The sequence below is a fragment of the Allorhodopirellula heiligendammensis genome, from assembly GCF_007860105.1.
In the GTDB taxonomy this organism is placed as follows: domain Bacteria; phylum Planctomycetota; class Planctomycetia; order Pirellulales; family Pirellulaceae; genus Rhodopirellula; species Rhodopirellula heiligendammensis.
Genome location: NZ_SJPU01000001.1, coordinates 2,575,654 through 2,600,036, shown reverse-complemented (window position 1 = coordinate 2,600,036; position 24,383 = coordinate 2,575,654). Strand labels below are relative to the sequence as shown.

Below are 24,383 nucleotides of genomic sequence, written 5' to 3'. Positions count from 1 at the left end.
GCCCTTCAAGGCTTCAGTCGCGTTGCTCTCAATCACATTTGGAACATGCTGATCACGATCGGTGACGATTTCAAACGCCCAGGCCATCCGACTTGCACCCAAGTCAGCAGGCGGATTCACCTCCAATCCAGCCGGAGTCATCTGCCAGCTCACGGTCGAGTCGGAGCCGAGAAGCGATACCGATGTTATTTGTCCCTCGTTCCAGCCTGCAGTGCCCGTGATGACAAAGGGTGCAGACGGCTCGGCCAGCTTGATGGCGTACAGGTTTTTTCCTTTGGTGGTAAAGGCCAGACGTTCGTTGTTCTGGTCAGACTCTTTCCAATAGCGGGTTCCATAGATCGCTGCCCCGTTGATCCGCAACCACTCACCCATCGCGCGCAGTCGCTCCAGCTGTGGCGGGGGAATCGTTCCGTCGGCCATCGGCCCGATGTTAACAAGAAAGTTTCCATTGCGGCTAATCACCTCGATCATTTCGTGAATGACACTTTCGATGTCCTTGTAATGATCGTTTTCTAAATACCCAAAGGAGGTGCCAAAAGTCGTGCAACTCTGCCATTTGGGGCCGATCACGCTGAGTTTTAAATTATCCTTTTCAAGACACCCCACGCCATCTGGCCAGTTTCGATTCGCTCCCTTGTTATTGACATAGACATCTGCTCGGCGAGCGGCACCATCGTTCATGAAATCAGTGATCATTCCTCGAACCTGATCATCAAAGTATTTGATCTCTGGCTGCATGACTCCCTTACGAACCTCATTGCCGTCGCGGGTGTAGATGGGAAAGTCGTCCATCCACAGCATATCCGGATGGTACTTTTCTTGAATCTCCTGCCAACGGGCGACATAGTCATCCACATAGTTTTTGGTGTAGCTGAACTCCGGTCCGTAAAGCATCGACGCCTCAGGAACGCGGCGAATCTCCTCGGCGATATCGGGCCGAGGCTCGCTATGGACGACATACTTCTCTTTCGCAAAGAATCCAGTATGGCGTTCTCGGTGGTAGGAGGGTGCATACTTCAATCCTTTGGCTCGCACCGCTTTTCCAAGATCGCCGACCAAGTCGCGTTTCGGTCCCATATCCACGCAATTCCACGGCGTTAGATCCGAATCCCAGTTAGCCCAACCGTCATGATGTTCCGCCGTCAACACCACATACTTTGCACCAACTTCAGCAAATAATGCAGCCCACTGATCGGGATCCCAGTTCTCCGCCTTGAACTCAGGAATAATGTCCTTGTAGCCAAACTCCGGAGGATGGGCGCCCCAGCGCTGTTTCATATAGGGGTAATAGTGCGTTGGATCGTCGTAGATCATCTTCGGCACATGTTCCGCGTACCCGCGACCTCCCTTGCGGTAGCCAATCGCACTATAGGGACCCCAATGGATGAAGATGCCGATCTTACCGTCGTCGAACCAATCCGGCACTGGCATTTCTTGCAATGACTCCCAACTGCCGTCGTACGGAGGCGTCGGGGTTTCCGCCCGAGCCAGAGATGCCGTCCAGGTCAAAACAAAAAATGCACCGGCTAGGATCTTCGAGAGGACTTCGAGGTCAATATTTTTCATCGCTGTTCTTTTATTAGTTCGTGATTAGCGGACATGCCCGCCCAGTCTAGCTCTGATTGAAAAACTGCCCAACGGCCGATACGCCACAGTTTAACCGCCAACTCTGCCGAAGGGGTACGTTGAAAAGCAGAACAACGCAGCTCGATCCACGCACCCTTTCATGCGGATCGATAAATCGCAAGCGAGACGTTGCCGAATCGTCGACTGGCGATTCGATTTGACTTGGCACCAGCATGAAATCGGCCTACAGCAAATAGCGACCGCCCTCCTTGGCAAGTTCAGTCCACCTTTGGATAGAGCGTGCATGGAGGCTGGTCGACCGAGCAGGAGCCGGGGGCCAAAGTTGAAGATATGTTGATGCCGCCATGTCTCAGCGAACTTACTTTGCTCTGCGTTTCACCGACGCATGCTCGCCGACCCATTAACGCTTGTGAGCACGCGTATCGAGCGAGCTTGAGAGGCTGGTTGAAGAGCGAAAGTGGGCCGGATAGTCGAACTGAAAATGCTGACCTCGGCGTCGAGTCCCGTGTTATCGCCGATCGCAGTGGGTATGGCGGCGGTCGACTTGGCGCATTAAAAAGACAGGCCGTTGCCCCGCTATGCGATCGCGCCGGCAGCGTGGGAAATTCGAGACGCCAGCAATTTGAATTATGGAGGTCGAGAATTCAGGCAGCGTGCGACTACGTTTTCCATGGATACTGAGCTTCGAGTACGTTCTGCAGCTGCGGGGTCAGCGTTCACTTCAGAGCTCACCGAGTCAGTTACCACAACTGTTTCCAAATACAATGGCGTAGCGAATGCGAGTGGATGCTCGCATTGTCTTTGGATCATGTCTCATCCTATCCGTAAGTCCAAATGGAGAAGCTAGTTCGCCATGGTCAAGGTGCTACAAGTTATCGGCGGTGTCATTACGGCAATCGCCCTCGCGATGGTATTGCTCGTCGCAGTTGAGTTTTTCAGTTCGATCGTTCACCCCCTGCCCTCGGACTTCGATGGGACGATGGAAGCAATGTGCGCGCATGTCGCCCTCTATCCGGCTTGGGTGCTGGCTGTTGTCGTGCCAATGTGGGCAGCCATCGCTTATATCAGCACTTGGACTGCGTATCACATTGGCGGTCGAGTCGCGGCGTGTGTCATCGCGGCTTCGTTGCTTGCTGGAGTGTTGTTTAACGTGGCCATGCTTCCATACCCGATTTGGTTCAAGGCAATCAGTGTGGCTGCCATCGCAGGAGCAGTCCTGGTAGCGATGCGAAACCGCCAGCCCGACCGCTTACGCGGCTCAGCTCACTAAGTCCGAGACATTGAAGCTTGATGCCGCTTCTCCCAGGCCTGCGAATCAATTGTCAGCGGTACTCACGCATAAATCGACTTGGGAAACTTGAGTTCTACCTCGAAAGCCTCCGGCGTACGCGTCCGTCGGATGAGCCTTGTTTGTCGCCACCGATCCAGGTTGGCTTTGCTCAGCGAACTAAACAGCCGATGCCTCCTTGATTGACATTCAGAGATCGCTATGATTGAATGTCTGTTCAATTGACTACGCGTTCATTCACTCGAAGCACGATGAAACCAGCATTTAGCGTTCTCGGACAGGACTCAGGAGAGAACATCTCGTGTGCAAGCATTCTCAAGGTGTTAGCTGATGAAACCCGATTGGCAGTCATTGAGCAGTTGCTTGAGGGACCGAAGTCCGTCTCAGAGATCAACGAGTGTCTTGGCGTAGAGCCGACTTTACTTTCACATCATTTGAAGGCTCTACGCGGGGCAAGGATGGTCACGGGAACTCGCGAGGGACGATACGTGCGTTACTCGCTCACGCCAGAGTTACTCAGTCGCCGCAAAGGAAAAGCAATCGACCTTGGTTGCTGTACTCTTTCGTTCACATGACGCCATTTACTCAATACAACCACCTACTCGATAACCCCCATGAAGATCCTGACACTGCTACTACCATTAGCTATTGGCTTGACCAGCTGTTCCATTGCCCTGGGCCAGATCGCGGTCATTTCGCCGCCCGAGGCGAAGGCCCTGATGCAGAGCGTCGATCCAGCGCAGCGACCAGTCGTGCTGGATTCGCGAGGTGGATACAAGGATTATTTTCGAGTGCATTTGCCGACAGCGCACCATATTAACTTCGACACGCTACGCGGTACTGATCGTGGAATTCCCGTTCAGTACCTCCCTGACGACCTCACCAAACTGCTGCTCGTGCGAGCTGGCGTCGACAAAGATCGGACACACCTGATCTATGCGACCGGAGAAGTCTTGCCGAATGACGAAATTCTCAGCGCTTCGATGGTGGCCTACGTCCTGGAGAAGTTCGGCGTCAAGAGTATCCGAATTCTCGACGGCGGCTTGGCCGAATGGCAGACGCGCAATCTGCCGACCACGCAGGAGTACTTTGGCAATCCATTGGGAAGCTTGCCGGCTGATATGAACACGGCAATCAGCATCGATCTCGATGAGTTGTTGCGGACGAAGGATCGTCCCGATGTGGTGCTGGTCGATGCACGTCCCCACAATGAATACATCGGCGAAGATGACATCTGGGTTCGCAAAGGACACATCCCTGGCGCGATCAGTTTCCACTGGGCGCGGTTGATGGAAGACGACAACACGCACAAGTTCCGTTCGTTTGCCAGCGTTCAAGACCAGCTCAAAGCGGCAGGCTTGACGGGTGATAAGCAGATCATCGTGTACTGTGGAACCTCACGGGAAGGCAGTCTGCTGCGGTTCTACTTAGCTCATGTCGCCAAGTTCCCCAACGTTCGGCTCTACGAAGGATCCTGGAAAGAGTACGCATCCCTGAAACAGTACCCGGCCGAGACGACAGCAAACTCGGCGGCAATTTGTACGCCATAGTATTGCGGCAAAGTACTCTTTCGCAGCGACTTCATATTCAATAGAGGGATTCCCATGACGAGAACTTATCTCCCAATACTGACTGCGATTTGTCTCGGTATTACAATCACAGGCTGCGGGCGAAACACATCTGTGGGGCAAATCCAGAACGGCCAACATCACCTCGAAGGGCGTTTAACGCTCACGGGTTCGAGCACCGTTGCTCCACTGGCGACGGAGATCGCGAAACGTTTCGAAGAACGGCATCCGAGTGTCCGCGTTGATGTACAAACCGGCGGCTCTGGGAAAGGAATCACCGATGCTAGGATGGGAGTGGCCGACATCGGTATGGCCAGTCGGGAACTCAAGCCCGATGAGAATGATCTCGTTTCGCATCAGATTGCCGCAGACGGTGTAGGGCTAATCGTCCACAAATCCAATCCGTGTAGCGAACTGAGCACAGACCAGATCGTTGCCATCTATCAGGACCGATTGAATAACTGGAAGGACGTCGGTGGGGAAGATCAGGAAATCACAGTGGTCCATAAAGCCGAGGGACGAGCGACGCTTGAGCTGTTTCTCCACTATCTCGACATCGAGAACCCGACCGTCAAGGCGGATGTCATTGTCGGCGACAACGAACACGCCGTGAAGACGGTGGCCGGTGCGAAGGGCTCCATTGGGTACGTCTCCATTGGGACGGCTGAGGCCGACATCGAAGCCGGAGTGCCGATTCGTTTGTTGCCGCTCGGTAGCATTGAAGCGAGCACTGCGAATGTAGCCAATGGCACCTTTCCGATGGGCCGTCTCTTGAATTTGATTACCACTGCGTCTCCGTCGCCATTGGCTGCGGAGTTCATCCACTTCTGCCAGTCATCGGACGTGCATGACCTAGTCAAGTCGCAATACTTTGTGCCCATCGCAAGCGAATCAAATGTTGCGCAGTGATCTGTTGCTCAAGGTAGCGTGTCGCGTACTAGCAATAGCAGCGGCGGCTATCGTGCTGCTTGTTTTTGGCTTTCTGGTACGGGAGTCCGCTCCCGCACTTCGGAGTATTGGCCTCTTCCGCTTTTTTACGGATGCCAGTTGGCATCCTCTGTCGGGAGAATTCAATTTCACGCCGATGATTGTCGCCACGCTTCTGACGAGCGTTGGTTCGGTTTGCATCGCTGCCCCCCTGGGCATTGCGTCAGCAGTTTTCAGCAACTTCTATGCACCAACTTGGTTGGCGAGTTGGCATCGACGCTTAGTCGAACTCTTGGCTGGAATCCCCTCCGTCGTGTTCGGACTATGGGGACTGGTTGTCCTCGCGCCGCTCGTCGCTGCGTTTGGAGGAAGTGGGCAGAATCTGCTTACGGCTACGATCGTGCTTTCCTTGATGGTTCTACCCACGATTGCCCTCCTGTCTGATTCCACCATCGCTTCGTTGCCGCGAGAGTGGATCTTGGGTGCCGCCGCGCTCGGACTGGATCGCTGGGATACGGTTAGTCGGCTCGTTCTGCCTGCAGCACGCCGCGGGATTGGTTCAGCGGTGATGCTCGCCCTGACGCGCGCGCTCGGAGAGACCATGGCAGTCCTGATGGTGGCAGGTAACATCGTCGAAATGCCACGATCCGTCTTGTCTCCTGGCCGAACACTGAATGGGAACATCGCATTGGAACTGGGCTATGCATCGGCGTCGCATCGATCGGTATTGTTCGTTAGCGGGCTAATGTTGATGCTGGTGGTGAGCGTCCTAGTCGTTGGATTCTCCCGGCGTACGAGGTCACCCGTTGGATAAGGATGTATCGATGACATCGCTGCCCACGACGCTCTATCTACATCGACGCCGCGATTTGTTGGTCACGAGCGTTATCTGGTTGGCAGCTGGATCGGTGGTCACGATTCTCGGTTGGATCCTGATCGACATTGGTGTTCGCGGATTGACTCATGTGAGCTATGCCTTTCTGACAGAGGCCGTAGAAGACGCTGGACGCGCCGGAGGCATTGGCCCAATCCTCATCTCCACCATGTTGTTGCTGGGCGTCACCTTGTTCATCGCGATTCCGCTCTCGTTGGCAACTGCCATCGAGCTGACCGAAATGATCGAACAAAACAGCTGGTTCTCACGAAACCTACGGCGATTCCTGGACGTCTTGGCCGGCGTGCCGTCGATTGTGTTTGGGCTCTTCGGAAATGCACTGTTCGTGATCACGCTTGAGCTGGGATACTCGATTCTCTCCGGTGGCTTGACACTCGCCTGCATGGTTCTGCCACTCCTGGTCCGTACTTTTGAGCAAGCGATCACCGCAGTTCCGCGTGAGTATCGCTTTGCTGCGGCCGCCCTTGGGCTTGATCGCACAGCGACACTTTTCCGAGTCGTTTTGCCAGCGGCAGCTCCCGGATTGATGGCCGGTGTCGTACTCAGTGTGGGCCGCGCTCTAGCAGAAACAGCCGCCTTGATATTCACCGCAGGCTACGTCGCACGCACTCCAGAGTCGCTGCTCGACTCAGGCCGGTCGATGAGCGTTCATATTTACGACATGGCAATGAACGTTCCCGGCGGGGGAACTCAGGCCTACGCCACCGCCTGCGTGCTTGTAGCCATGCTGCTCGCGATCAATGGATCGACCGCGATCCTTCTTCGAATGGCGGGTCTGGCTTCGCGTCCAGGTGCAGGAGGACAGTGGTGATCTCTACCGACGATCTCTCAATCGAGTACAACGGCCGTACCATCCTGAGGCGTGCGACTATTGCCGCCGAGCCGGGGCGGGTGCTGGCACTGGTCGGCCCTTCGGGTTGTGGCAAGAGCAGCTTGTTGGCTGCACTCAATCAAATGACCGAGATTATCCCAGGGGCAAGCGTCTGCGGCACTATCAAGTTCAATGGGCAAGACATTCGAGATGTGTTTGAAACATCGGTTCACCTCCGCCGACATGTCGGCATGATCTTTCAGAAGCCGAACCCATTTCCGATGTCGATTCGCCGAAACATCGAGCTAGCATTGCACCAGCACGGCAAACATAGCAAGCCAGCTATCAATGAGATCACCGAGACGGTTCTTCGAGACGTCGGCCTATGGGAAGAGGTCCACAGCCGCCTAGACCGACCAGCACTGGATCTATCGGGAGGCCAGCAGCAGCGACTGTGCATCGCGAGAGCCCTCGCGCTACAGCCTCAGGTACTCCTGATGGACGAGCCATGCAGCGCTTTAGATCCAATTTCGGCGGAGCGAGTTGAGCAGCTGATCGAGTCGATGCGTGGAAAGTATTCCGTTATTATCGTCACACACAATTTGGCACAAGCTCGCCGGATCGCTGATCACGTCGCCGTGTTCTGGATGCAAGATGGTGTGGGAGAAATTATTGAGCAGGGTGAGACCGACGCGATTTTCGACGCGTCAACGAATGCCTTGGTGAATGCTTACCTTTCTGGGCGAAAGGGCTAGTTGGACGCGGGCAAATTGTGGGGTCTCCAGCCATCTGAATACTACAGCTCGACGGGTGATCGACATCGCACCGACGATTCTGGAAGGTGTGGGTATCGAGGAGCCCCGTAGCGTCAACGGCACGGCCCAGACTCCGATTCAGGGTAAGAGCTTCCTCGCCTCGCTCGTAGACCCGGACACCGAGGAACACCGGACCAGCCAGTACTTCGAACTATTTGCCAACCGGGGCATGTACAAGGATGGCTGGTGGGCCGGTTCAATGGCGTTCGAGCCCTGGAATCCCAATCGCAGTGACTGTGATCCGCTCGCTGCCAAGTGGGAACTTTATAATCTCGATGAGGACTTTTCCCAGGCTCACAACCTGGCACAGGAGAATCCCGAAAAGCTGAGAAGAACTCAAGACGTTGTGGTGGGCGCAAGCCTCGGCAAACAAGGCGTTGCCACTCGACTGGCGCGGTGCCGATCGATTCAGCACCGAGTTGACTGGCAAACCGAATCTAGCCTGAGGCAGGTCCCGTTTTGAGTATCGTGGCACGCTTCCTGAAATACCGGAGTCCTCGGCTCCTGACCTAAAGAACAAGTCCTTCAGTATCACCGCAAAAGTGAAAATCGCTGACGGGGCAAGCGGCATGATCTTCACCCAAGCCGGCAACACCGGTGGCTGGGCGTTCTAGCTCCAGGACGGCAAACTCCACGCAGCGCACAACTTTATCGACATCGCACACTACTCGGTTGCCAATGATGGCACGATCCAAGCGGGTGAGCATGAATTGGGCATGTCGTTCGAGTACCTCGGCGGCGACAAGTTGGGAGGTAGCGGCACCGTAAAATTGACCGTCGATGGCAGGCCAGTGGGTTCTGGGGCGATTGATAAGACTACCCCATTCAAGTATTCAGTGTCCGAATATCAAGACATCGGCAGCGATACCGGCACACCGGTTACTTATGACTACCAGACTCCACTTAACTTCTAAGGGGAACTCAAAGAAGTTATTGTCGATTTATCGGGCACTTGAGTCCTGCGATTGGCGGTGGCCTTTTTTCAAAGCCGTTTGCTTGGCTGGAACCCTCAGTTGGTTTTGGCTGATCCCACGGAGGCGTGCGTGGGAGGTTTTGGACGCATGCCTCAAGTATCCATGTTTCCATTGTGAGATTGGAGTGACAACGCTTGACTGGAATCGCTGGGACAAACAGAGCTTGACTCGGTGGGCGTGGACCTAGTGAGCCGAGTCGCGTGAGCGACCGGGCTGGCGGTGTCCCCCACGATCGCTCTGTGCTTGACGGCACTCGGCTCCCGTCTTCAGTCCACCCCATTCGAACCATGCGCTGCCGAGATGCAACTTCGCAAAGGTTATTCCAGTCAATAATACGCCAATAGTGGTGCCGATCCCCGGCAAACCCCCGCTCGTCGGCGACGCTCTGTGACATCATATTGGATTCTGGAGCTATGCCTTGAAATACCTTGCACGGTACTTCGGCACACGCTTTCTTCGGGTGAGCCGTGATTTTGATGTCGAATGATGAGAATCCCATTCGACAAAGCATCAAACAACCACCAACCAACAGGAGGAACGTCTCATGTCCGATTTAAGCAACACTGTCCGCCTTCACCGTATGCTGCGTGCTCCAGCGGAACGTGTTTACCGAGCATTTCTCGATCCTGACGCCTTGTGTCGGTGGCTTCCGCCGTATGGCTATGTGGGCACAATCGACCGGATCGACCCGTACGTAGGCGGCAGCTTCCATATGACTTTCACCAACTTTGGAACCGGTCACAGCCATTCGTTCGAGAGTAGATTCCTAGAACTGATGCCCAGTGAGCGAATCCGACTGGCTGACAAGTTCGATGATCCTGGTCTGGCTGCCGACATGACCAAAACAATCACCTTGCGATCGATGAGTTGCGGAACGGAGATCGAAATTCTTCACGAAGGACTTCCGGCGGCTATCCCGGTAGAGATGTGTTATCTCGGCTGGCAGGAATCACTCGTTCAGCTTGCTGACCTGGTCGAAGCGGGTACTCCCAATGCTGCCTGACCTACCGTTGTCCCTCCCGGAATTCACCGAAACAATGCCCAAACGCAGAAATGCATTCGACGATAGCCTTAGCCCCCCATCTCAACGGCCCAGACAGCCGTCTGGCAAGCGATGCACAAACCGACGCCATGGAAGGGAACTTCTCAGTGGACGTTATTCGCCTCGCGCTTCGAGCACTGGTGGCAGCCCACCTGACAGCTTTGCAACAGTTGAGCACGATCTTGGAGGACGAACGATCCTCACTTCATCGACTGCGGCCGAGGAAACTCGAAACTCTCCGCGCCGGATTACCATCGCAAGGACTCGATTTCCGAGACCCAGCGAATGAAAACTGAAGTGTTCAACAAGCAAGACGCCAGGAATAACAAATACCAAGAAGGATTTTGGTCAATGTAACTATTGCTGACCTCAAAGCATCATTGGCGTACTAGGGGTGTTTGGCTTTGCGAACAACACGCCGTTCACCGCCGAAACCGCCATCCGCGTAGTGTGAAGTGAAACCTAAGAAGGTTCCGGCTAGTGCGATGCATTCCAACAGAATCTGCTTGCAAGCGTGTACTCAATGCTCAGGCAGCCGAAGGTATTGTTCACACACCGCTTGAAATAACATTACCGTCACCTCGATGCGGCATCGTTACCGACACAATCGGCGTGAGCGGGATTGTGATCGTTCCCCACGATGAACCGCAAACATAGTCAATTAATCACAGGAGCAACCACATGCGAGTATCGAGAATAAAAAGAATCATCGGCTGGGGACTGACCGCACTTGTCGGTCTCTTCATGATCGGTGCTAGCGGCGTTCCAAAATTCTTCGAATTCCCCGGCAAGAACGAGATGATGGCGCAACTGGAATTGCCACTCGATCTGCTTCCCACCATCGGGGTACTGGAAATTGCTGTGACGTTGATTTATCTGATCCCGCGAACGTCGTTTCTGGGAGCAATTTTGCTAACAGGATACCTCGGCGGGGCGGTCCTTACGCACTTGCGTGTCGATGATCCGTGGTACTTTCCAATCATCATTGGTATTGTCGCGTGGGTAGGACTTGGACTGCGAACACCAGAAATCTTCAGATTGGCGTATGGAACAAACTCCAGCCAGCCGGACAGTAGTGAAACAATGGAGGGCTGAATATGAAATACATGTTGCTGATTTACGCATCGGAAAGTTGGTGGACCGAAGACGAACGTCGAGATTACATTCTGGAGTCGACAGCCATCTGCAAAGAACTGGAAACGCAAGGCATGTGGCTGATAGCTTCCGCGTTGGATTCGATTGCGACTGCGACATGCGTGCGTGTTCGCGATGGAAAACACCAAGTCACAGACGGCCCGTTTGCGGAAACGACCGAGCAGCTCGGAGGATACTGCATCGTTGACGTCAGAGACGTTGACGAAGCGATCGATATTGCGAGTCGACTACCACCAGCGACCAAGGGAACGATTGAAATTCGACCGCTGCTCCCGCTACCAAACTCGTTGTTACTGCCTGAACGAGGCACCGCCGACCAACCTCCCAGCGATGCTGAGCAACGCCGAGACTATATCCTACTGATGTATGCCCAAGAAGGGGCTTGGCCTCCCGATGAACACGCGCCCGCATTAGCTGAGTCCGTCGACGTTTGCCAACAACTTCACGTGAACGGCCAGTTCATTTCGGCAGCACCGCTACAGCCACCAAAAACTGCATACTGTGTACGTGTTCGCCACGGAGCTCGAGCAGTGACCGATGGTCCGTTCACCGAAACGAAAGAACAACTCGGCGGCTATTTTCTGATTCGGGTCGCGAATCTGAACGAGGCGATTTCGATCGCCGCCAGGATTCCGGGATCGCATCGAGGGACGGCAGAGATTCGTCCGCTGTACCGTTTGCCGGTTTGATTATCATTAGCCAACAAACATGCTTCCCAGATTTCACTGCGGACGCTTCATGAGACACGCTTTCATTTCCTCTGCAAGAGAACACGTATAGTGAGCGATAGCCCACTCCAATCGAAGACCTAAAAGAGCGGCTGTATTGGTTGGAACTAAACGCCGCACCCACAGCCGGCTTGCCAGACTCTTCCATCGGCAGCCATGAATTGGGTGTGTTCATGTCGGAGAGGCGTAGTGGAATTCGTGTTGTGGTAACCGCCAAGGGTGGCGACGGGAGACCAACGTGGACTGACGGGCGGAAGCACTGGTGCGAGAGACGCGTAGTCTCCTTTGCCGTAGACAACGCGACCGCCAACAATGGTCAGGACGCTTTCGATTGCACGAATGTCGTCGGGTTCGACTGCGAAGTAGTCATCGCTCAATACAGCCAGATCCGCGAATCGACCAACTTCCAGAGTTCCCTTCCGGTGCTCCTCGCGGCTAAACCAAGCACTGCCCTGCGTGTAGAGTTGGAGTGCCTCTTGGCGCGTTAGTCGATCTGATTCGCTATGCAGTACGGTTCCGCCAACGGTCTTCGACGTCACCATCCACCACAGGCAAGTCCATGGATGGTAGCTGGCTACTCGCGTGCCGTCTGTGCCTGCTCCAACTGGGAGGCCCATCTGCAACATCCTCCGCAGCGGTGGACGACGCTTGGCGGCTTCCACGCCATAACGTCGGATGAAGTACTCACCTTGATAGGCCATACGATGTTGCGTGGCGATGCCGCCTCCGAGCGACTGAATGCGAGCAAGATTCCGCTCAGACACTGTTTCGGCATGGTCAATGAACCATCGCAGTCGGTCGATCGGAACATCGCGATGAACACGTTCAAAGATATCGAGAAAGCGACCAATCGACTCATCATAAGTAGCATGAATGCGCCATGGCCAGCTGGCTTCTGCAAGGTTGTGAATGACGGCTTCGAGCTCCTGTTCCATCAGTGGCCGCAAGTCGGGTCTCGGTTGCAGGAAGTTTTCAAAGTCCGCAGCGCTCCAAACTAGATTCTCACCCGCACCATTGACGCGGAGCAAATCACTTCCATCTCCGGGCTTCGTCATGTCCAGCCATCGCGTGTAATCGGCAAGCTCCTCTCCAGGTTTCTGCGCGAATAGACTGTAGGCGATTCGTACGGTCAGTTGCCCGGCTTCGTCCAGTTGCTTGACAACGGAGTAATCCTCGGGATAGTTCTGCCCACCACCGCCCGCATCTGAGGCACTAGTCACGCCAAAGCGATTTAGTTCTCGCAGGTAGTGCCGCGTCGAGTTCAGTTGATCTTCGTGTGACAACTTGGGAGCATTGGCAATCGTCGAATAGAGAACCAACGCGCTGGGCTCGGCAATCAGTAGCCCAGTTGGATTGCCTTTCGCGTCGCGCGCGATCAGTCCTCCTGGGGGATTCGGTGTGTTGCGATCGAACCCCAGGACGCGCAAGGCGGCTTTGTTCAGTAGGGCTGAATCGTACAAGTGCAATAGGAAGACTGGTGTGTCAGGCGCCGCTTTGTTAATCTCGTCCAGTGATGGCATGCGACCTTCTTTGAACTGAAATTCGTTCCAGCCGCCGATGACCCGCACCCACTGCGGTGGCGGAGTCATGTCGGCCTGCTGCTTCAGTTGGGCCAACGCTTGCGACAGACTCGGAACGCCATCCCAGCGCAGTTCCAGGTTATAGAAAAGCCCTGCTCGGATAACATGCAAATGCGAGTCGTTCAGTCCAGGAATGACACGACGACCATTCAAGTCAACTCGCTGCGTCTGCTCATCGGCCAGTGAGAGAACTTCGTTATCAGTACCGATCGCCGAAACAACTCCATCGGAAACTGCGATGGCAGACACTTCGGGTTGTCGCAGAGCGAGTGTTGTAACTTTGCCGTTGTAGAGTATGAGTTGAGGTGCCATCGTGATGCACGCCTTTGATAAGATGAACGCCCGTAGTTCCGGGGAAGTGAAGTGACTCGCGAGCAAACTCCTTCAGTGCAGCCTCAAAATCGGCTTCACACCCGTGTTTGACTTCTCTCGTCACGGCGACGTGGACAGCTCTCACGGACTCATCCCAATCTCTGTTCATCGCATTGCACGGATAGCCAAATCGGTTCGGAAAGAAAGTCTTTAAGACTTCACGTGCTTGCGCGCGGGCGGCGCCTTATGCACCATCGTGTAGGCGTACTCGATGCCCATGCCGTATCCACCACCATGTTCTCGGAATAGATTCATCAGTGCGTTGTAGTGATCTCGATAGGCCCAATCGCGCTGAAACTCGAGCACGGTTGCGATCGTTGTCATCCGCACGGCGCCGGCTTGGACCATGCGCGACAATGCCGCATCATGGGAAGCGGGCGACGTACCCGCGCAAGCGTCCTCGACAACAAAAATGTTGTAGCCTTCGGCCAACATGTTCAGCGTTGGCCACGTGATACAGACTTCCGTCCAGAGCCCCGAGAGGATGATGTTCTTCCTCCCAGTCGCTTTGATCGCATCGCGGAATGCTTGCGTATCCCAGGAGTTCATGCCGGTTCGTTCGATTGGCGTTTGATCTGGAAAGACATCCAGTAACTGTGGCCAAGTCGGCCCACTAAACGACTCTGTTTCTACCGTAGTGATGATGGTTGGAACCCCAAACTCTTTCGCTCCTTTGGCGAGCATGAGCACGTTGTTCACGAGCAGTTGGCGGTCAATCCCGCTGGCGGCGCCAAAGGACATCTGAGGTTGCAAGTCGATGAATGCCAGTGCGCAGTTGTCTTTGGTAAGCAGTCCACCGTCGGTATCAGCAAGAGCGTTGGTCATGGGCATGGTTTCCTTTTGGTTTGATTGAATAATATCAGTAGAGGTAGCTAGAGTTTTGCGGAAAACGTGAAGTTGCCTGCTATCGCGTCTGGACATTCCGACTTAGCAGAGATCGAACAACATGATTTCCGCATCCAGGGTGGCGCAAATGTCGAGGGCTGTTTCACTACTGACGGCTGCTCCATCGCCTGTTTCCATCGCGTATCCATTCAATTTGACGCGACCACGCAGTACCTGCAGCCAGGCATGGCGGCTCTCTTCCAGTTGGAACTCAATTGATTTCTCGGCGGCTAGTTGCGCGACATATATTTGCACATCCTGATGGATGGTGATTGAACCCTCACGACCATCAGCCGAAGCGACTAAACGAAGCTGCTGAGCTGAACTGCTGACGTCGAAACGCTTCTGTTCATAACTTGGCGCATGGCCCAACCGATCTGGACCAATCCATATTTGGTAGAAGTGGGTTGGCTCATCACTCGACGGATTGAACTCACTGTGAGTGATGCCCGTACCTGCTGAGATGCGTTGAAACTCTCCGGGGTGTAAAACGGCACCGTTTCCCATCGAGTCCTTGTGTTCCAGAGCTCCTTCCAACACGTAGGAAACGATCTCCATATCCTTGTGTGGATGAGATCCAAACCCTTGCCCAGCACCGACACGGTCCTCGTTCATCACACGGAGCGCTCGAAATCCCATGTGGTTTACGTCGTGGTACGCTGAAAACGAGAACGTATGATGCGACATCAGCCAGCCGTAATCGGCATGCCCGCGATCTGCAGATCTGCGAATGTTGATCATCGCTAAAACCCTGTGGTTGAAGAGCTTCGTGTGTCAATTTGAACTATTTGGCACCGTACAGTGGAAACAAGGGTTCCTCGGTAGAGCCTTGGTCATAACTGGGGGACGTCGCCAACGTAGCTAAGGGGCCGTCGTTGGCGATGCGAGGCTCTTTGTTCGTGACTCCCTCTGCTACACTAAGCGGACAGACTGGACAGGACCGATAGCAAGGCGATTCGGTGGTGCCTCCTTGTACCCAATGCGGTCCGTCCTGCTGCAACAAACCATCTCGAGGCCTCACGTTCAGCAGGCGAAAAACAATGCAAAACGACATAGGAAACACAACTGCCGCCGTCGAAAAGTACGTCGCCCTCTTGGCTGATCTGCCGAAGGATGCTCCGGCTGACACCGTGATTCATGAACTGCTCAGTCGTGCAGTAAGTCGACTGCACAAATTGTGTGCCACGGTCCTCTATAGAAATTATCCGCGACTGGTCGGAGCGCCTCTGAACTTGCAGGCTGAAGAGCTGTTGAGTTCCGTTGTCGGGCGTTTGATAAAAGCAATGCAGAAAGCGCGGCCTGCGAGTGTTCGGCAGTTCTTTTCACTCGCCAATCAGCATATGCGTTGGGAACTAAATGACCTGGCCCGACGCCTGGACGATGGGGAGGCGTTCGTTGACTTTCCAGAGTCCTTGATCGTTGCGCCAGAAAGTAGTGGGTCCGAACTGAGTGAAAGTGCCAAACGAATGCTGGATGCGATCGAGCAATTGCCCGAGGAGGAATTGGAAGTCTTCAGTCTTATACGAATTCAGGGCATGTCGCAGGTCGAAGCAGCGCAGATCGTTAACGTCTCAACCAAAACAATTCAGCGGCGATTGAACCGAAGTCTGTTACTTCTGTCACAATCTCTAAAAGAGATATCGTTAGGTACCAATTCGAATGAAAACGAATAATCTGGGCTCATCCGACTAAAGCGTACTTTTTCTGATGGAGCGAATAAAGCAGTAGTTCGAAGTATTCGCGATCACGAATGCCGTAGGATTGTCGTTGGAGCGTCTTGATTTTGTTATTGGTGCCCTCCATCGGTCCAGAAGAAATCCGGTGTTTGAAATAACTCAACAGCCCTTCCTCAAGCCGCGTCAGGGTTTTGGCCATCGTCTTCAATGGTGAAAGTCCCGTCGCGGTGGCTCGCCTGCACCATGACCGCAAGAACAACTGCGCAGGCCATCGAAAGGTGTGCCCCCAAAACAATCGCAACTCCTCTTTGAGATAGTATCCCGTGGCCAGCGGTTCATTGAGCTGCAGCGCCGCTGCCAAGTGAGCCTCTTCGTCCCGATCCTCGCTCAGATTCTCGGGGTTCTTCAGCAGCAACCAGCGGCTCCCCTTGAGCACCGATTTCTCGTCGGCCGTCGCCTCTTGGTACAGTTGTCGACGCAGCGTGGTCAGCTTCTCGTTCATCAACTTCGCCACATGAAAGCGGTCAAAGACGATGTCGGCCTTGGGGAGGTTCCCGCGCACCGCCGAGATGTAGGCCGAGGACATGTCCATTGCCACCGCTTCGATTCGATGCCGCCGACGCCCCAAGCGTTTCCAAAATGGAACCAGCGATTCAGCCGATTTCCCGTCTCCAACGAAGATAATCGCTCCACTATCCAAGTTCATTACCAGTGTCACGTAGCGATGCCCTTTGCCGATGCAGATCTCGTCGATCGCAATCCACCGAACGTCTTTCAGGGAAGGATTGGCGAATCGTCGCCTGAGATCGTTTTTTTTGATTTCCTTGATCACGTCCCATGTGACACCGAGAAGATCGGCAACGTCTTTGATTGTCATGCTGCGAGTGAGCTGCAATGCGTAGTTGGCCCAGTTCTTGGTGTAGCTACGACGAGCATCGGCAAAGCCGACCTTGATCTGACGAACGACCCCGCAATCGCGGCACTGCAGACGTGGCAAAGTGCCGACAATGACGGTCTGCTTCAATCCGATCGGCGAACACCTGAATTCGCGTTGCGTGACGCCTCGTTTGATCACGTTGCTGCTTTGGCACGAGGAACAGCAGATCGACTTCTCATTTGGATGGACATGGAACCGTGTAACGCCTCCGGTGGGCTCGATTCGAGTCTGCCGGTAGCCACGAATGCCGAAAGAGTGATACAACAAGGAGGTGGACATGTACGTTCCTGCAAAGAAGATGTGAGAATTCTCTTTGAAGGATGGCATGTCCACACTTTTTTATCCATCCGTCGTAACTTCCGCGACTTCAAACCCGGCGCACGCTTCCGTCGGATGAGCCATAGTCTGTAAGAAACGTAGCTTCTCAAGTACCGTCCCCCAGGCTTGACGTGTTGTTGGATTTCTATCGATGTACGACGATCAACGCATCACGCAACTGTTGGAACGCATTCTGGCTACGGGCTGCGATCCCGCCGACGCCTGTAAAGCCTGCCCGGAACTCTTGCCTGCCGTTCGCCAGCGATTGGACGATGTTCAAAGCATCGAACAGCAGCTCAACGAGATGTTTCCTGATTCTGACAATGCAACAGATCAGTCCCGCCAGGAATCGGAAGTAGCCAAAGGGCAGCTCCCACACTTTGCGGATTACGACGTCCTTGAGATTCTCGGCAGCGGCGGAATGGGAGTCGTCTTCAGCGCGAGACATCGCAAACTCAATCGAACCGTGGCAATTAAAATGTTGCGATCTGGGCCGTTTGCGAGTCACGCAGAAAAGCTTCGTTTCGCGCGTGAATTTCATGCAATCGCCGCATTGCAACACCCCCACATTGTGCAGATTTATGACGTGGGTGAAACGGAGGGGCGATCTTTCTTCTCAATGGAACTTCTGGAAGGAGGAAGTTTAGCCGAACGACTTGCTGGCACACCTCAGCCAGATCGGCAAGCAGCAGAAAAGATATTTGTCCTGGCAGGTGCGGTCGAGTTTGCGCATTCGAATGGCGTCGTGCATCGAGATCTGAAACCTGCCAACGTCTTGTTGTCAGCGGACGGAATTTTAAAGGTTGTTGACTTTGGACTGGCTCGCCACATGGACCGAGATCCGGCAATTACTGTCAGTGGAATGCGGCTGGGAACCCCCAGCTACATGGCGCCTGAGCAGGCCAGAGGGGATTGCAAAGTCGTTGGGACTTCCGTGGACGTGTACGCCTTAGGGGCCATTCTCTACGAAATGCTCACGGGACGAGCCCCCTTTCGGGCAGAGACCGTCGCTGAGACACAAAGACAAGTCATTGAACTTGAGGTTTTAGCGCCATCGCACATTAACGCCAGCGTTCCTCGTGACCTTGAAACGATCTGCCTTAAGTGTTTAAGGAAACTACCAGAGCAACGCTACGCTTCGGCATCAGAACTTGCTGACGACTTGAAGCGATTTCTGAATCGTGAACCCATTCATGCACGTCCTGTCGGCCGAGTGGAGCGACTGGCGAGTTGGATACGACGCAATCCTGCATTGGCAGGTTTCTTGTTCACGTCTGTCGCATTGATTGGATTCGCAAGCGAGTTTACCCTGCAACATTACAAAGCCGAATCGCAACGTCGGATCGAAAGGGAGAAGTGGACACAGCGGTTGGCGTTCGTACTCTCACTCGAGGAAGAAGGAAGATTTACTGAAGCCCGCGCGATACTCGGTCGCATGCCAGATGGTGGCTCGGGCGTACTTCGAGAACAAATCGTGAAAGCCCAAACCGAACTTGATCTAGCCGAGAAACTGGATGCGATTCGATTAAGTCGGGGAAAGTACGTTCCCGGTGGTATCGACTATCAAGAATCGAGCGACGCATACCGAGCTGCCTTTCAGGAAGCTCGAATTGGAGCAGTCGGTTTAGACGAGCCTGACGTCGTCGCTTCGCGTATCAAGCTGTCGACGGTTCACGTCGCTTTGATAGCCGCCCTGGACGATTGGGCCGCCTGCGCACCTGCAGAATCGCGCGCGTGGATTCTCGAAGTAGCTCGCCAAGCCGATCCAAACTCCTGGCGTGACGAAGTGCGACACCAGGAGATGTGGGCGAACGTCGATCGATTGCAGGAGTTGGCGGATGTTGCGGAAATCGATGAGCAACCAGTGACTTTGCTAGTTGCAATGGGCACTCGTTGGCGACGGCTTGGTGGTGACCCCACCGAATTTCTGGAGCGAGTACATCATCACTACCCCCAGGATTTCTGGCTCAACTTCGAACTCGGCCACTTACTAAGTCAGCACAAATCTCAATTGGCGATTGGTCACAATCTCGCGGCACTTGCACTCCGGCCAAACGCATCTGCGGTCCACTACAATCTCGCGGTCAATTTCGAATCGCTCAATCAACTCGACGAGGCAATATATTATTACCAACGCGTGCTCGAATCTGAGCCTTGGCACGGTCGGGCGGAGCATCAACTTGCTTGGACACTGCTCAAGAGTGGTCATGCTGACGATTCGATTGCTCATTTCCGATGTGCAATCGAACTTCAGCATTCTGAAAGCTCAACGAATCAGGGGCTGCGCACCGCCCTATTAAGTCTTGGCCGGCTGGAGGAAGCAAGGGTGGTATGGGAGAGAGTATTCAATGAAATTCATTCAGTGCATGAAGATGTCGATGGATATGCGGAGCTGTGTCTGTTTCTTGGACAGGAAGACCGCTACATCGATGCATGTGAATTGCTACTTGAGCGATTTGGCGACACAACCAACCCGCTCATCTGCGAGAGGGTTGGTCGTGCTTGCCTCTTGAAGCCTCGCTCGATGGAGGTTCGCCTCGCGGCAGAACGTCTCATTGACCGCGCGCTGAGTCTCAAATTGTCGCCGGACCAGGATTGGGCGCGTCCGTATTTGTTGTTTGCAAAAGCATTATCCGAATATCGTCACGAACGGCCGCGTGAAGCGATCACAATACTTCAGAACGAAGCTGGAGGTGTGTTACCGCCCGCTCCAAATCTGGTGCGGGCCATGGCGCTGCACGCGATTGGGGAATCCAATGCATCTCGTCGCGAGCTTGAAACGGCGGAGCTCGCGATGGATGAAGTTCAAAGTGTCAACCGAGAGGCTTGGATGTGCAAGCTGTTGCACCGCGAAGCTGTCGCGTTGACATCGCGTGGGAGTGTATCGCCTGATAATCGAGCTAGTCAGGTGCCGACGGACTCTCCTTGAATGAATGCCAACAGGTCCGCATTGATGACATCGCTGTTGGTGGTACACATTCCGTGCGAGAACTTTTCGTAGATCTTGAGAGTGCTTTGCTTCAGTAGTTTTGCCGAGAGCATCGCCGAAGCTCCGATGGGCACGATCTGATCATCATCACCATGCATGACAAGTGTTGGCACGTCGATCGCCTTCAGGTCGTCAGTGAAATCCGTTTCCGAGAAGGCTTGAATGCCGTCGTAATGTGCCTTTGCTCCACCCGTCATGGCTTGGCGCCACCAGTTATTTATCACGGGTTGCGATGCAGTCGCACCTTGCCGGTTGAAGCCATAGAAAGGTCCGCTGGCGACGTCCCAGTAAAACTGCATCCGGTTGGCCAGCAACTGCTCACGAAAACCATCAAACACTTCGAGTGGCAGCCCATCCGGGTTATGCTGCGTTTTCACCATCAGTGGCGCAACGGCGCCGATGAGTACCAGTTTTGCAACGCGTCCCGCTCCGTGCTGCGCAACATAACGAGCCGCTTCACCCCCGCCTGTGGAGTGGCCAATATGTATAGCGTCTCGTAAGGCGAGATGCTTCACCACGGCGGAAACGTCGGCAGCATAATGATCCATGTCGTGTCCATCGCCAACCTGACTGGATCGCCCATGGCCTCGTCGATCATGCGCGATTACGCGATAGCCTTTGGACTGGAAGAACAGCATCTGGGAATCCCAGTCATCGGAGCTGAGAGGCCAGCCATGATGAAAGACGACAGGCTGATCGCTGGGCTTTCCCCAGTCTTTGTAGAAGATGATTGCACCATCAGCGCTCGTAACAGAGCTCATGGACAGGTCCCTTGTTCAAAGTGAATTGGATGGCAATCCGCCGGCGAAGGCGAAGCGTTTTCTGACTTCGATTCCCGTTCACAATACTAAGCGTAACCGATAGACAGACGCGGACGTGCCCGGCGAATCCCCACCCGAAACATTGGTTCAATTCAGCTTACCGGACTGTGCCGTCCTAAAACCGTTTCAGGAACACGACGCCGACGACAATCAGCACGACCCCCATGAACCGTCCTAAGCTGACCGATTGTTGCTGAGCGACAAGGATATTGTAGTGCTCCAGAAACAGCGCCATCGCCATCTGCCCGGCAACGATCAGGCTGAATGCTAGGCCAGGCCCGAGCTTTGGGAACACCAGGATGACAATTGTCACGTACGTGGCTCCCAGTATTCCGCCGATCCAGTATTGCGGTGGTAACTGCTTGATGCCTGCCCACGAGACTGTTTGTTTGGTCAGCAGGATATAAGCCAGTAATGCCACCGTCCCGACTGCAAACGATATGAACGCCGCATGAGCGGGACTGGCTCCTGCTTTTCCAAGCTTCGCATTGACACCGCCTTGCAGCGGCAATGCTGAGCCTGCTGCGAGAGCCATTAGAATCCAGATCAGTTTTGCCATGATTTACTTTCGAGTTAAAACCGGGGTGGTATCAGGAGTTTGACATGTGAGTGAGCAGGCGGGTTGGTGATGGCGATCATCAGCTCCTGACCAGCGACGGGTAGTCGGTGTAGCCGTGTGCTCCGGGCGCATAGTACGTCGCGACTTCGGGCTCGTTGAGCGGTGCGTCATCCCTGAGCCTTGCCGGCAAATCTGGGTTGGCGATGAACTTCTGGCCGAACACAACTGCATCGGCTTCCCCTGTTCGTACCGCATTGGCTGCCGTCGATTTTTCGTAGCCACCGTTGGCGAATAGCACGCCCTCAAATTCGGCTCGAATGGAAGGTGTCACGCGGGGTGCATCCGCGTTGAAGAGTCGCCCCGGTCGAATCGCTTCTGCAATATGCAGATAGGCGAGCTGGAACCTGTTAAGCATCCGCGCTGCCCGCGAATACAATTCGATGGGATCGCTATCTGCCATCCCATTGCCACTCATGGTGGGACTCAAGCGAACACCCGTGCGATCCGCCGACCATACGTCGGTGACTGCCGTAACAACTTCGCGGAGAAACCGCAGACGATTCTCTATTGAGCCGCCGTATTGGTCCGTGCGTTGGTTCGCGGAATCTCGCAAGAATTGGTCGATCAAATATCCATTCGCGCCGTGGATCTCGACTCCATCAAATCCCGCGTCCCGCGCTCGCCCGGTTGCCTCGGCGTAGTCGTCGATGACTCGTGCAATTTCCTTCGCACTCAGGGCCTGGGGAACCACATACGGCTTCTTGCCAGTGGGGGTGTGAGCCTCCCCAGTCGCCGCGATTGGGCTGGGACCAACTGGCAACCGACCGCCCTGGTAGTCCGGGTGCGACACTCGGCCCATATGCCACAACTGCAGAAACATTCGCCCACCTGATGCGTGAACGGAGTCGGCAATCCGCTTCCAACCTTCGACGTGTTCAGCAGTGTAGATGCCGGGAGCACCGTGCCAGCCATAACCCTGCTCGCTGATGGCGGTCGCTTCCGAGATGATTAGGGCAGCACTACTTCGCTGGCAGTAGTATTCTTCCATCAATGCATTCGGAACGCGATCCGTAGCACGTACTCTCGTCAAAGGAGCCATCACGATCCTGTGCGGAAGTTCGATCGCACCGATGCGGAGTGGTTGAAAAAGCGTCTCATTGTCATGTTTTGCCGTCATTTCGATTCCTCTGAATGTAAGTGTCCGAATGGTGTTCCCTTGCGATGACCTCACCGCAGGCGGCCGTTGCACAAGGATTATCGGGACGACCTTTGTATTTGTAAAATACATAAATGTTGCGTCTGTAATCGTTTTTGTGTATAACTCCAGAAATGGAACTACGACATCTTCGTTACTTCGTCGCCGTGGCCTCCGAACTGAGTTTTTCCAGAGCGGCTGAGAAGTCGTTAGTTGCCCAGCCTGCGTTGAGCACTCAGATTGCTGATTTGGAGCGGGAAATCGGGACCCCACTGTTTTTCCGCAACAAGCGAGTCGTACGTTTGACAGTGGCCGGGGCCGTGTTCCTTAAGGAAGCTCAAGCCATCCTGGACGCTTCCGAAGCAGCCAAGCTGAACGCGCTTCGTGCTTCACGCGGCGAATTCGGTGAATTGTCGATTGGATTTTTTGCGGCACCCACCATGTTGTTTCTCCCTGATTTGATCAGGCGGTTTCGACTGCAGTATCCGGATGTCACCATCCAGATGTTCGAAATGACGCCGGACAAACAGTTGGCTGCACTTGAACGCGGCGAGATCAACATAGCTTTTACACGACCATTGCCCCCAGGCCATCCGGACCTCGCCACGCAGATTCTGTTTCGTGAACGTCTGCTCGCCGTCATGGCCGAGACCCACCCACTTTCGTCGCGTCGGCGAGTCCGACTGAGCGATCTTGCCGAAGAGCGATTTGTTCTTTTGGACCGCGGCGTTGCGATCAGCCTTTACGACCACATTATCGCAGCGTGTTCGTCGGCAGGGTTTTCGCCCGTGGTCGCTGGTGGTGCCGACCTGATGGCCACTGTGTTAACGATGGTGGCCGCCGAACAGGGCATCAGCATTGTGCCCGAAGGCGTTCAGAATCTTCGCAATCAGCAGATTTCTTTCGTCTCGATCGGGCCAGCGATGGAGCCAATCCCGTTGGTCATGTGCAGCCACAAAGATCATACAAACCCAACCCGAGATGCATTTCTGCAACTCGTTCACGAGCGAAAAACGGAAATCCAGCAAGAGTTTGTGAGGCGGCCTGGAGTGCAAAAATCGGCAAGAAGGAACCGAACATGAACATAGCAGGTACTTGAAGGCCGCTGTCATGCACATCGATATGCACTCAGCGGGACGTGTCCAATGCGTTGAATGGCGGCGGGATTTGAACTCAGCAACGTCATGCAATCAGTTCACTTACGCCAAGTAGTGACTTGATTCGGATTTGATGAGTAAGTCGATTGCAATGCCAGTCGACG

General features: G+C 54.4%; 23 protein-coding genes and 1 pseudogene. 16 read left to right on the top strand and 8 right to left on the bottom strand.

Annotated elements, in window-relative coordinates; all coding sequences use genetic code 11:
• Positions 1-78: 78 nt before the first annotated feature.
• Positions 79-1,431, bottom strand: a pseudogene (locus Poly21_RS28480) (alpha-L-fucosidase); the annotation flags it as partial.
• Positions 1,432-2,440: 1,009 nt separating this feature from the next.
• Here Poly21_RS28480 and Poly21_RS09880 point away from each other — a divergent pair.
• The 13 genes from Poly21_RS09880 to Poly21_RS09830 all read left to right on the top strand — a co-directional run bounded on the left by Poly21_RS09880 (position 2,441) and on the right by Poly21_RS09830 (position 11,751).
• A complete protein-coding gene (locus Poly21_RS09880) occupies positions 2,441-2,857 on the top strand; it encodes a hypothetical protein (protein WP_146406647.1) in 417 nt (138 codons plus the stop codon).
• A gap of 269 nt (positions 2,858-3,126) precedes the next feature.
• Positions 3,127-3,450, top strand: a complete 324-nt coding sequence (locus Poly21_RS09875) for an ArsR/SmtB family transcription factor (RefSeq protein WP_146406646.1) — start codon at positions 3,127-3,129, stop codon at positions 3,448-3,450.
• Positions 3,451-3,489: 39 nt separating this feature from the next.
• Entirely contained in the window at positions 3,490-4,425 is a 936-nt protein-coding gene (locus tag Poly21_RS09870; RefSeq protein WP_146406645.1) for a sulfurtransferase, read from the top strand.
• Between the two features lie 54 nt (positions 4,426-4,479).
• Positions 4,480-5,352, top strand: coding sequence for a phosphate ABC transporter substrate-binding protein (locus tag Poly21_RS09865; protein ID WP_146406644.1), 873 nt, complete (start codon positions 4,480-4,482; stop codon positions 5,350-5,352).
• Entirely contained in the window at positions 5,339-6,184 is an 846-nt protein-coding gene (gene pstC, locus Poly21_RS09860) for a phosphate ABC transporter permease subunit PstC (RefSeq protein WP_146406643.1), read from the top strand. Before Poly21_RS09865 ends, pstC begins: the two co-directional genes overlap by 14 nt.
• Before the next feature lie 10 nt (positions 6,185-6,194).
• Positions 6,195-7,076, top strand: coding sequence for a phosphate ABC transporter permease PstA (gene pstA, locus Poly21_RS09855; protein WP_146406642.1), 882 nt, complete (start codon positions 6,195-6,197; stop codon positions 7,074-7,076).
• Positions 7,073-7,831: a phosphate ABC transporter ATP-binding protein gene (locus Poly21_RS09850; RefSeq protein WP_146406641.1), complete on the top strand. Its 759-nt coding sequence runs from the start codon at positions 7,073-7,075 to the stop codon at positions 7,829-7,831. Before pstA ends, Poly21_RS09850 begins: the two co-directional genes overlap by 4 nt.
• Positions 7,832-7,886: 55 nt before the next feature.
• A complete protein-coding gene (locus tag Poly21_RS27335) occupies positions 7,887-8,354 on the top strand; it encodes an alkaline phosphatase family protein (protein WP_302118327.1) in 468 nt (155 codons plus the stop codon).
• A gap of 253 nt (positions 8,355-8,607) precedes the next feature.
• Positions 8,608-8,805 (top strand): hypothetical protein, encoded by a 198-nt coding sequence (locus Poly21_RS27330; RefSeq protein ID WP_302118325.1) that lies wholly within the window; start codon positions 8,608-8,610, stop codon positions 8,803-8,805.
• Positions 8,806-9,409: 604 nt separating this feature from the next.
• Entirely contained in the window at positions 9,410-9,868 is a 459-nt protein-coding gene (locus tag Poly21_RS09840; protein ID WP_146406640.1) for an SRPBCC family protein, read from the top strand.
• A gap of 50 nt (positions 9,869-9,918) precedes the next feature.
• Positions 9,919-10,203 (top strand): helix-hairpin-helix domain-containing protein, encoded by a 285-nt coding sequence (locus Poly21_RS27325; protein ID WP_302118323.1) that lies wholly within the window; start codon positions 9,919-9,921, stop codon positions 10,201-10,203.
• A 385-nt stretch (positions 10,204-10,588) separates the two neighbouring features.
• Positions 10,589-11,002 (top strand): DoxX family protein, encoded by a 414-nt coding sequence (locus Poly21_RS09835; protein WP_146406639.1) that lies wholly within the window; start codon positions 10,589-10,591, stop codon positions 11,000-11,002.
• A gap of 2 nt (positions 11,003-11,004) precedes the next feature.
• Positions 11,005-11,751 carry a YciI family protein gene (locus tag Poly21_RS09830; protein ID WP_146406638.1) on the top strand — a complete coding sequence of 249 codons (747 nt, stop codon included), beginning with the start codon at positions 11,005-11,007 and terminating at the stop codon, positions 11,749-11,751.
• A gap of 146 nt (positions 11,752-11,897) precedes the next feature.
• Here the strand turns inward: Poly21_RS09830 and Poly21_RS09825 are convergent, their stop codons facing one another.
• From Poly21_RS09825 to Poly21_RS09815, 3 genes are all read right to left on the bottom strand, one after another.
• The gene (locus Poly21_RS09825; protein WP_146406637.1) at positions 11,898-13,682 is read right to left on the bottom strand and encodes an amidohydrolase; all 1,785 of its coding nucleotides are present in this window, start codon (positions 13,680-13,682) and stop codon (positions 11,898-11,900) included.
• Between the two features lie 210 nt (positions 13,683-13,892).
• A complete protein-coding gene (locus Poly21_RS09820; protein ID WP_146406636.1) occupies positions 13,893-14,567 on the bottom strand; it encodes a hydrolase in 675 nt (224 codons plus the stop codon).
• Positions 14,568-14,669: 102 nt separating this feature from the next.
• On the bottom strand, positions 14,670-15,368 hold the full coding sequence (locus Poly21_RS09815; RefSeq protein ID WP_146406635.1) for a pirin family protein: 699 nt from the start codon (positions 15,366-15,368) through the stop codon (positions 14,670-14,672).
• Between the two features lie 299 nt (positions 15,369-15,667).
• Between Poly21_RS09815 and Poly21_RS09810 the strand changes: the two genes are divergently transcribed.
• Positions 15,668-16,300: a sigma-70 family RNA polymerase sigma factor gene (locus Poly21_RS09810; RefSeq protein ID WP_146406634.1), complete on the top strand. Its 633-nt coding sequence runs from the start codon at positions 15,668-15,670 to the stop codon at positions 16,298-16,300.
• Positions 16,301-16,307: 7 nt separating this feature from the next.
• Here the strand turns inward: Poly21_RS09810 and Poly21_RS09805 are convergent, their stop codons facing one another.
• Positions 16,308-17,519 carry an ISL3 family transposase gene (locus Poly21_RS09805; protein WP_146407000.1) on the bottom strand — a complete coding sequence of 404 codons (1,212 nt, stop codon included), beginning with the start codon at positions 17,517-17,519 and terminating at the stop codon, positions 16,308-16,310.
• A gap of 190 nt (positions 17,520-17,709) precedes the next feature.
• Here Poly21_RS09805 and Poly21_RS09800 point away from each other — a divergent pair, with 190 nt between their 5' ends.
• Positions 17,710-20,487 carry a protein kinase domain-containing protein gene (locus tag Poly21_RS09800; RefSeq protein WP_146406633.1) on the top strand — a complete coding sequence of 926 codons (2,778 nt, stop codon included), beginning with the start codon at positions 17,710-17,712 and terminating at the stop codon, positions 20,485-20,487.
• On the opposite strand, the gene Poly21_RS09795 is transcribed toward Poly21_RS09800, so the two are convergent.
• The 3 genes from Poly21_RS09795 to Poly21_RS09785 all read right to left on the bottom strand — a co-directional run bounded on the left by Poly21_RS09795 (position 20,463) and on the right by Poly21_RS09785 (position 23,104).
• A complete protein-coding gene (locus Poly21_RS09795) occupies positions 20,463-21,308 on the bottom strand; it encodes an alpha/beta fold hydrolase (protein ID WP_146406632.1) in 846 nt (281 codons plus the stop codon). The genes Poly21_RS09800 and Poly21_RS09795 overlap by 25 nt on opposite strands.
• Positions 21,309-21,483: 175 nt before the next feature.
• A complete protein-coding gene (locus tag Poly21_RS09790) occupies positions 21,484-21,927 on the bottom strand; it encodes a DMT family transporter (RefSeq protein WP_146406631.1) in 444 nt (147 codons plus the stop codon).
• Positions 21,928-22,006: 79 nt separating this feature from the next.
• Positions 22,007-23,104, bottom strand: coding sequence for an alkene reductase (locus Poly21_RS09785; RefSeq protein WP_146406630.1), 1,098 nt, complete (start codon positions 23,102-23,104; stop codon positions 22,007-22,009).
• Positions 23,105-23,256: 152 nt separating this feature from the next.
• Between Poly21_RS09785 and Poly21_RS09780 the strand changes: the two genes are divergently transcribed.
• The gene (locus Poly21_RS09780) at positions 23,257-24,204 is read left to right on the top strand and encodes a LysR family transcriptional regulator (protein ID WP_146406629.1); all 948 of its coding nucleotides are present in this window, start codon (positions 23,257-23,259) and stop codon (positions 24,202-24,204) included.
• The last annotated feature ends 179 nt before the right edge of the window (positions 24,205-24,383 follow it).

Bases quoted from the DNA above. Each gene is read 5' to 3' on its own strand.
- Poly21_RS09880 (WP_146406647.1), top strand. From the start codon at position 2,441: ATGGTCAAGGTGCTACAAGTTATCGGCGGTGTCATTACGGCAATCGCC.
- Poly21_RS09875 (WP_146406646.1), top strand. From the start codon at position 3,127: ATGAAACCAGCATTTAGCGTTCTCGGACAGGACTCAGGAGAGAACATC.
- Poly21_RS09870 (WP_146406645.1), top strand. From the start codon at position 3,490: ATGAAGATCCTGACACTGCTACTACCATTAGCTATTGGCTTGACCAGC.
- Poly21_RS09865 (WP_146406644.1), top strand. From the start codon at position 4,480: ATGACGAGAACTTATCTCCCAATACTGACTGCGATTTGTCTCGGTATT.
- pstC (WP_146406643.1), top strand. From the start codon at position 5,339: ATGTTGCGCAGTGATCTGTTGCTCAAGGTAGCGTGTCGCGTACTAGCA.
- pstA (WP_146406642.1), top strand. From the start codon at position 6,195: ATGACATCGCTGCCCACGACGCTCTATCTACATCGACGCCGCGATTTG.
- Poly21_RS27330 (WP_302118325.1), top strand. From the start codon at position 8,608: ATGTCGTTCGAGTACCTCGGCGGCGACAAGTTGGGAGGTAGCGGCACC.
- Poly21_RS09840 (WP_146406640.1), top strand. From the start codon at position 9,410: ATGTCCGATTTAAGCAACACTGTCCGCCTTCACCGTATGCTGCGTGCT.
- Poly21_RS27325 (WP_302118323.1), top strand. From the start codon at position 9,919: ATGCATTCGACGATAGCCTTAGCCCCCCATCTCAACGGCCCAGACAGC.
- Poly21_RS09835 (WP_146406639.1), top strand. From the start codon at position 10,589: ATGCGAGTATCGAGAATAAAAAGAATCATCGGCTGGGGACTGACCGCA.
- Poly21_RS09830 (WP_146406638.1), top strand. From the start codon at position 11,005: ATGAAATACATGTTGCTGATTTACGCATCGGAAAGTTGGTGGACCGAA.
- Poly21_RS09825 (WP_146406637.1), bottom strand. From the start codon at position 13,682: ATGGCACCTCAACTCATACTCTACAACGGCAAAGTTACAACACTCGCT.
- Poly21_RS09820 (WP_146406636.1), bottom strand. From the start codon at position 14,567: ATGACCAACGCTCTTGCTGATACCGACGGTGGACTGCTTACCAAAGAC.
- Poly21_RS09815 (WP_146406635.1), bottom strand. From the start codon at position 15,368: ATGATCAACATTCGCAGATCTGCAGATCGCGGGCATGCCGATTACGGC.
- Poly21_RS09810 (WP_146406634.1), top strand. From the start codon at position 15,668: ATGCAAAACGACATAGGAAACACAACTGCCGCCGTCGAAAAGTACGTC.
- Poly21_RS09805 (WP_146407000.1), bottom strand. From the start codon at position 17,519: ATGTCCACCTCCTTGTTGTATCACTCTTTCGGCATTCGTGGCTACCGG.
- Poly21_RS09800 (WP_146406633.1), top strand. From the start codon at position 17,710: ATGTACGACGATCAACGCATCACGCAACTGTTGGAACGCATTCTGGCT.
- Poly21_RS09795 (WP_146406632.1), bottom strand. From the start codon at position 21,308: ATGAGCTCTGTTACGAGCGCTGATGGTGCAATCATCTTCTACAAAGAC.
- Poly21_RS09790 (WP_146406631.1), bottom strand. From the start codon at position 21,927: ATGGCAAAACTGATCTGGATTCTAATGGCTCTCGCAGCAGGCTCAGCA.
- Poly21_RS09785 (WP_146406630.1), bottom strand. From the start codon at position 23,104: ATGACGGCAAAACATGACAATGAGACGCTTTTTCAACCACTCCGCATC.
- Poly21_RS09780 (WP_146406629.1), top strand. From the start codon at position 23,257: ATGGAACTACGACATCTTCGTTACTTCGTCGCCGTGGCCTCCGAACTG.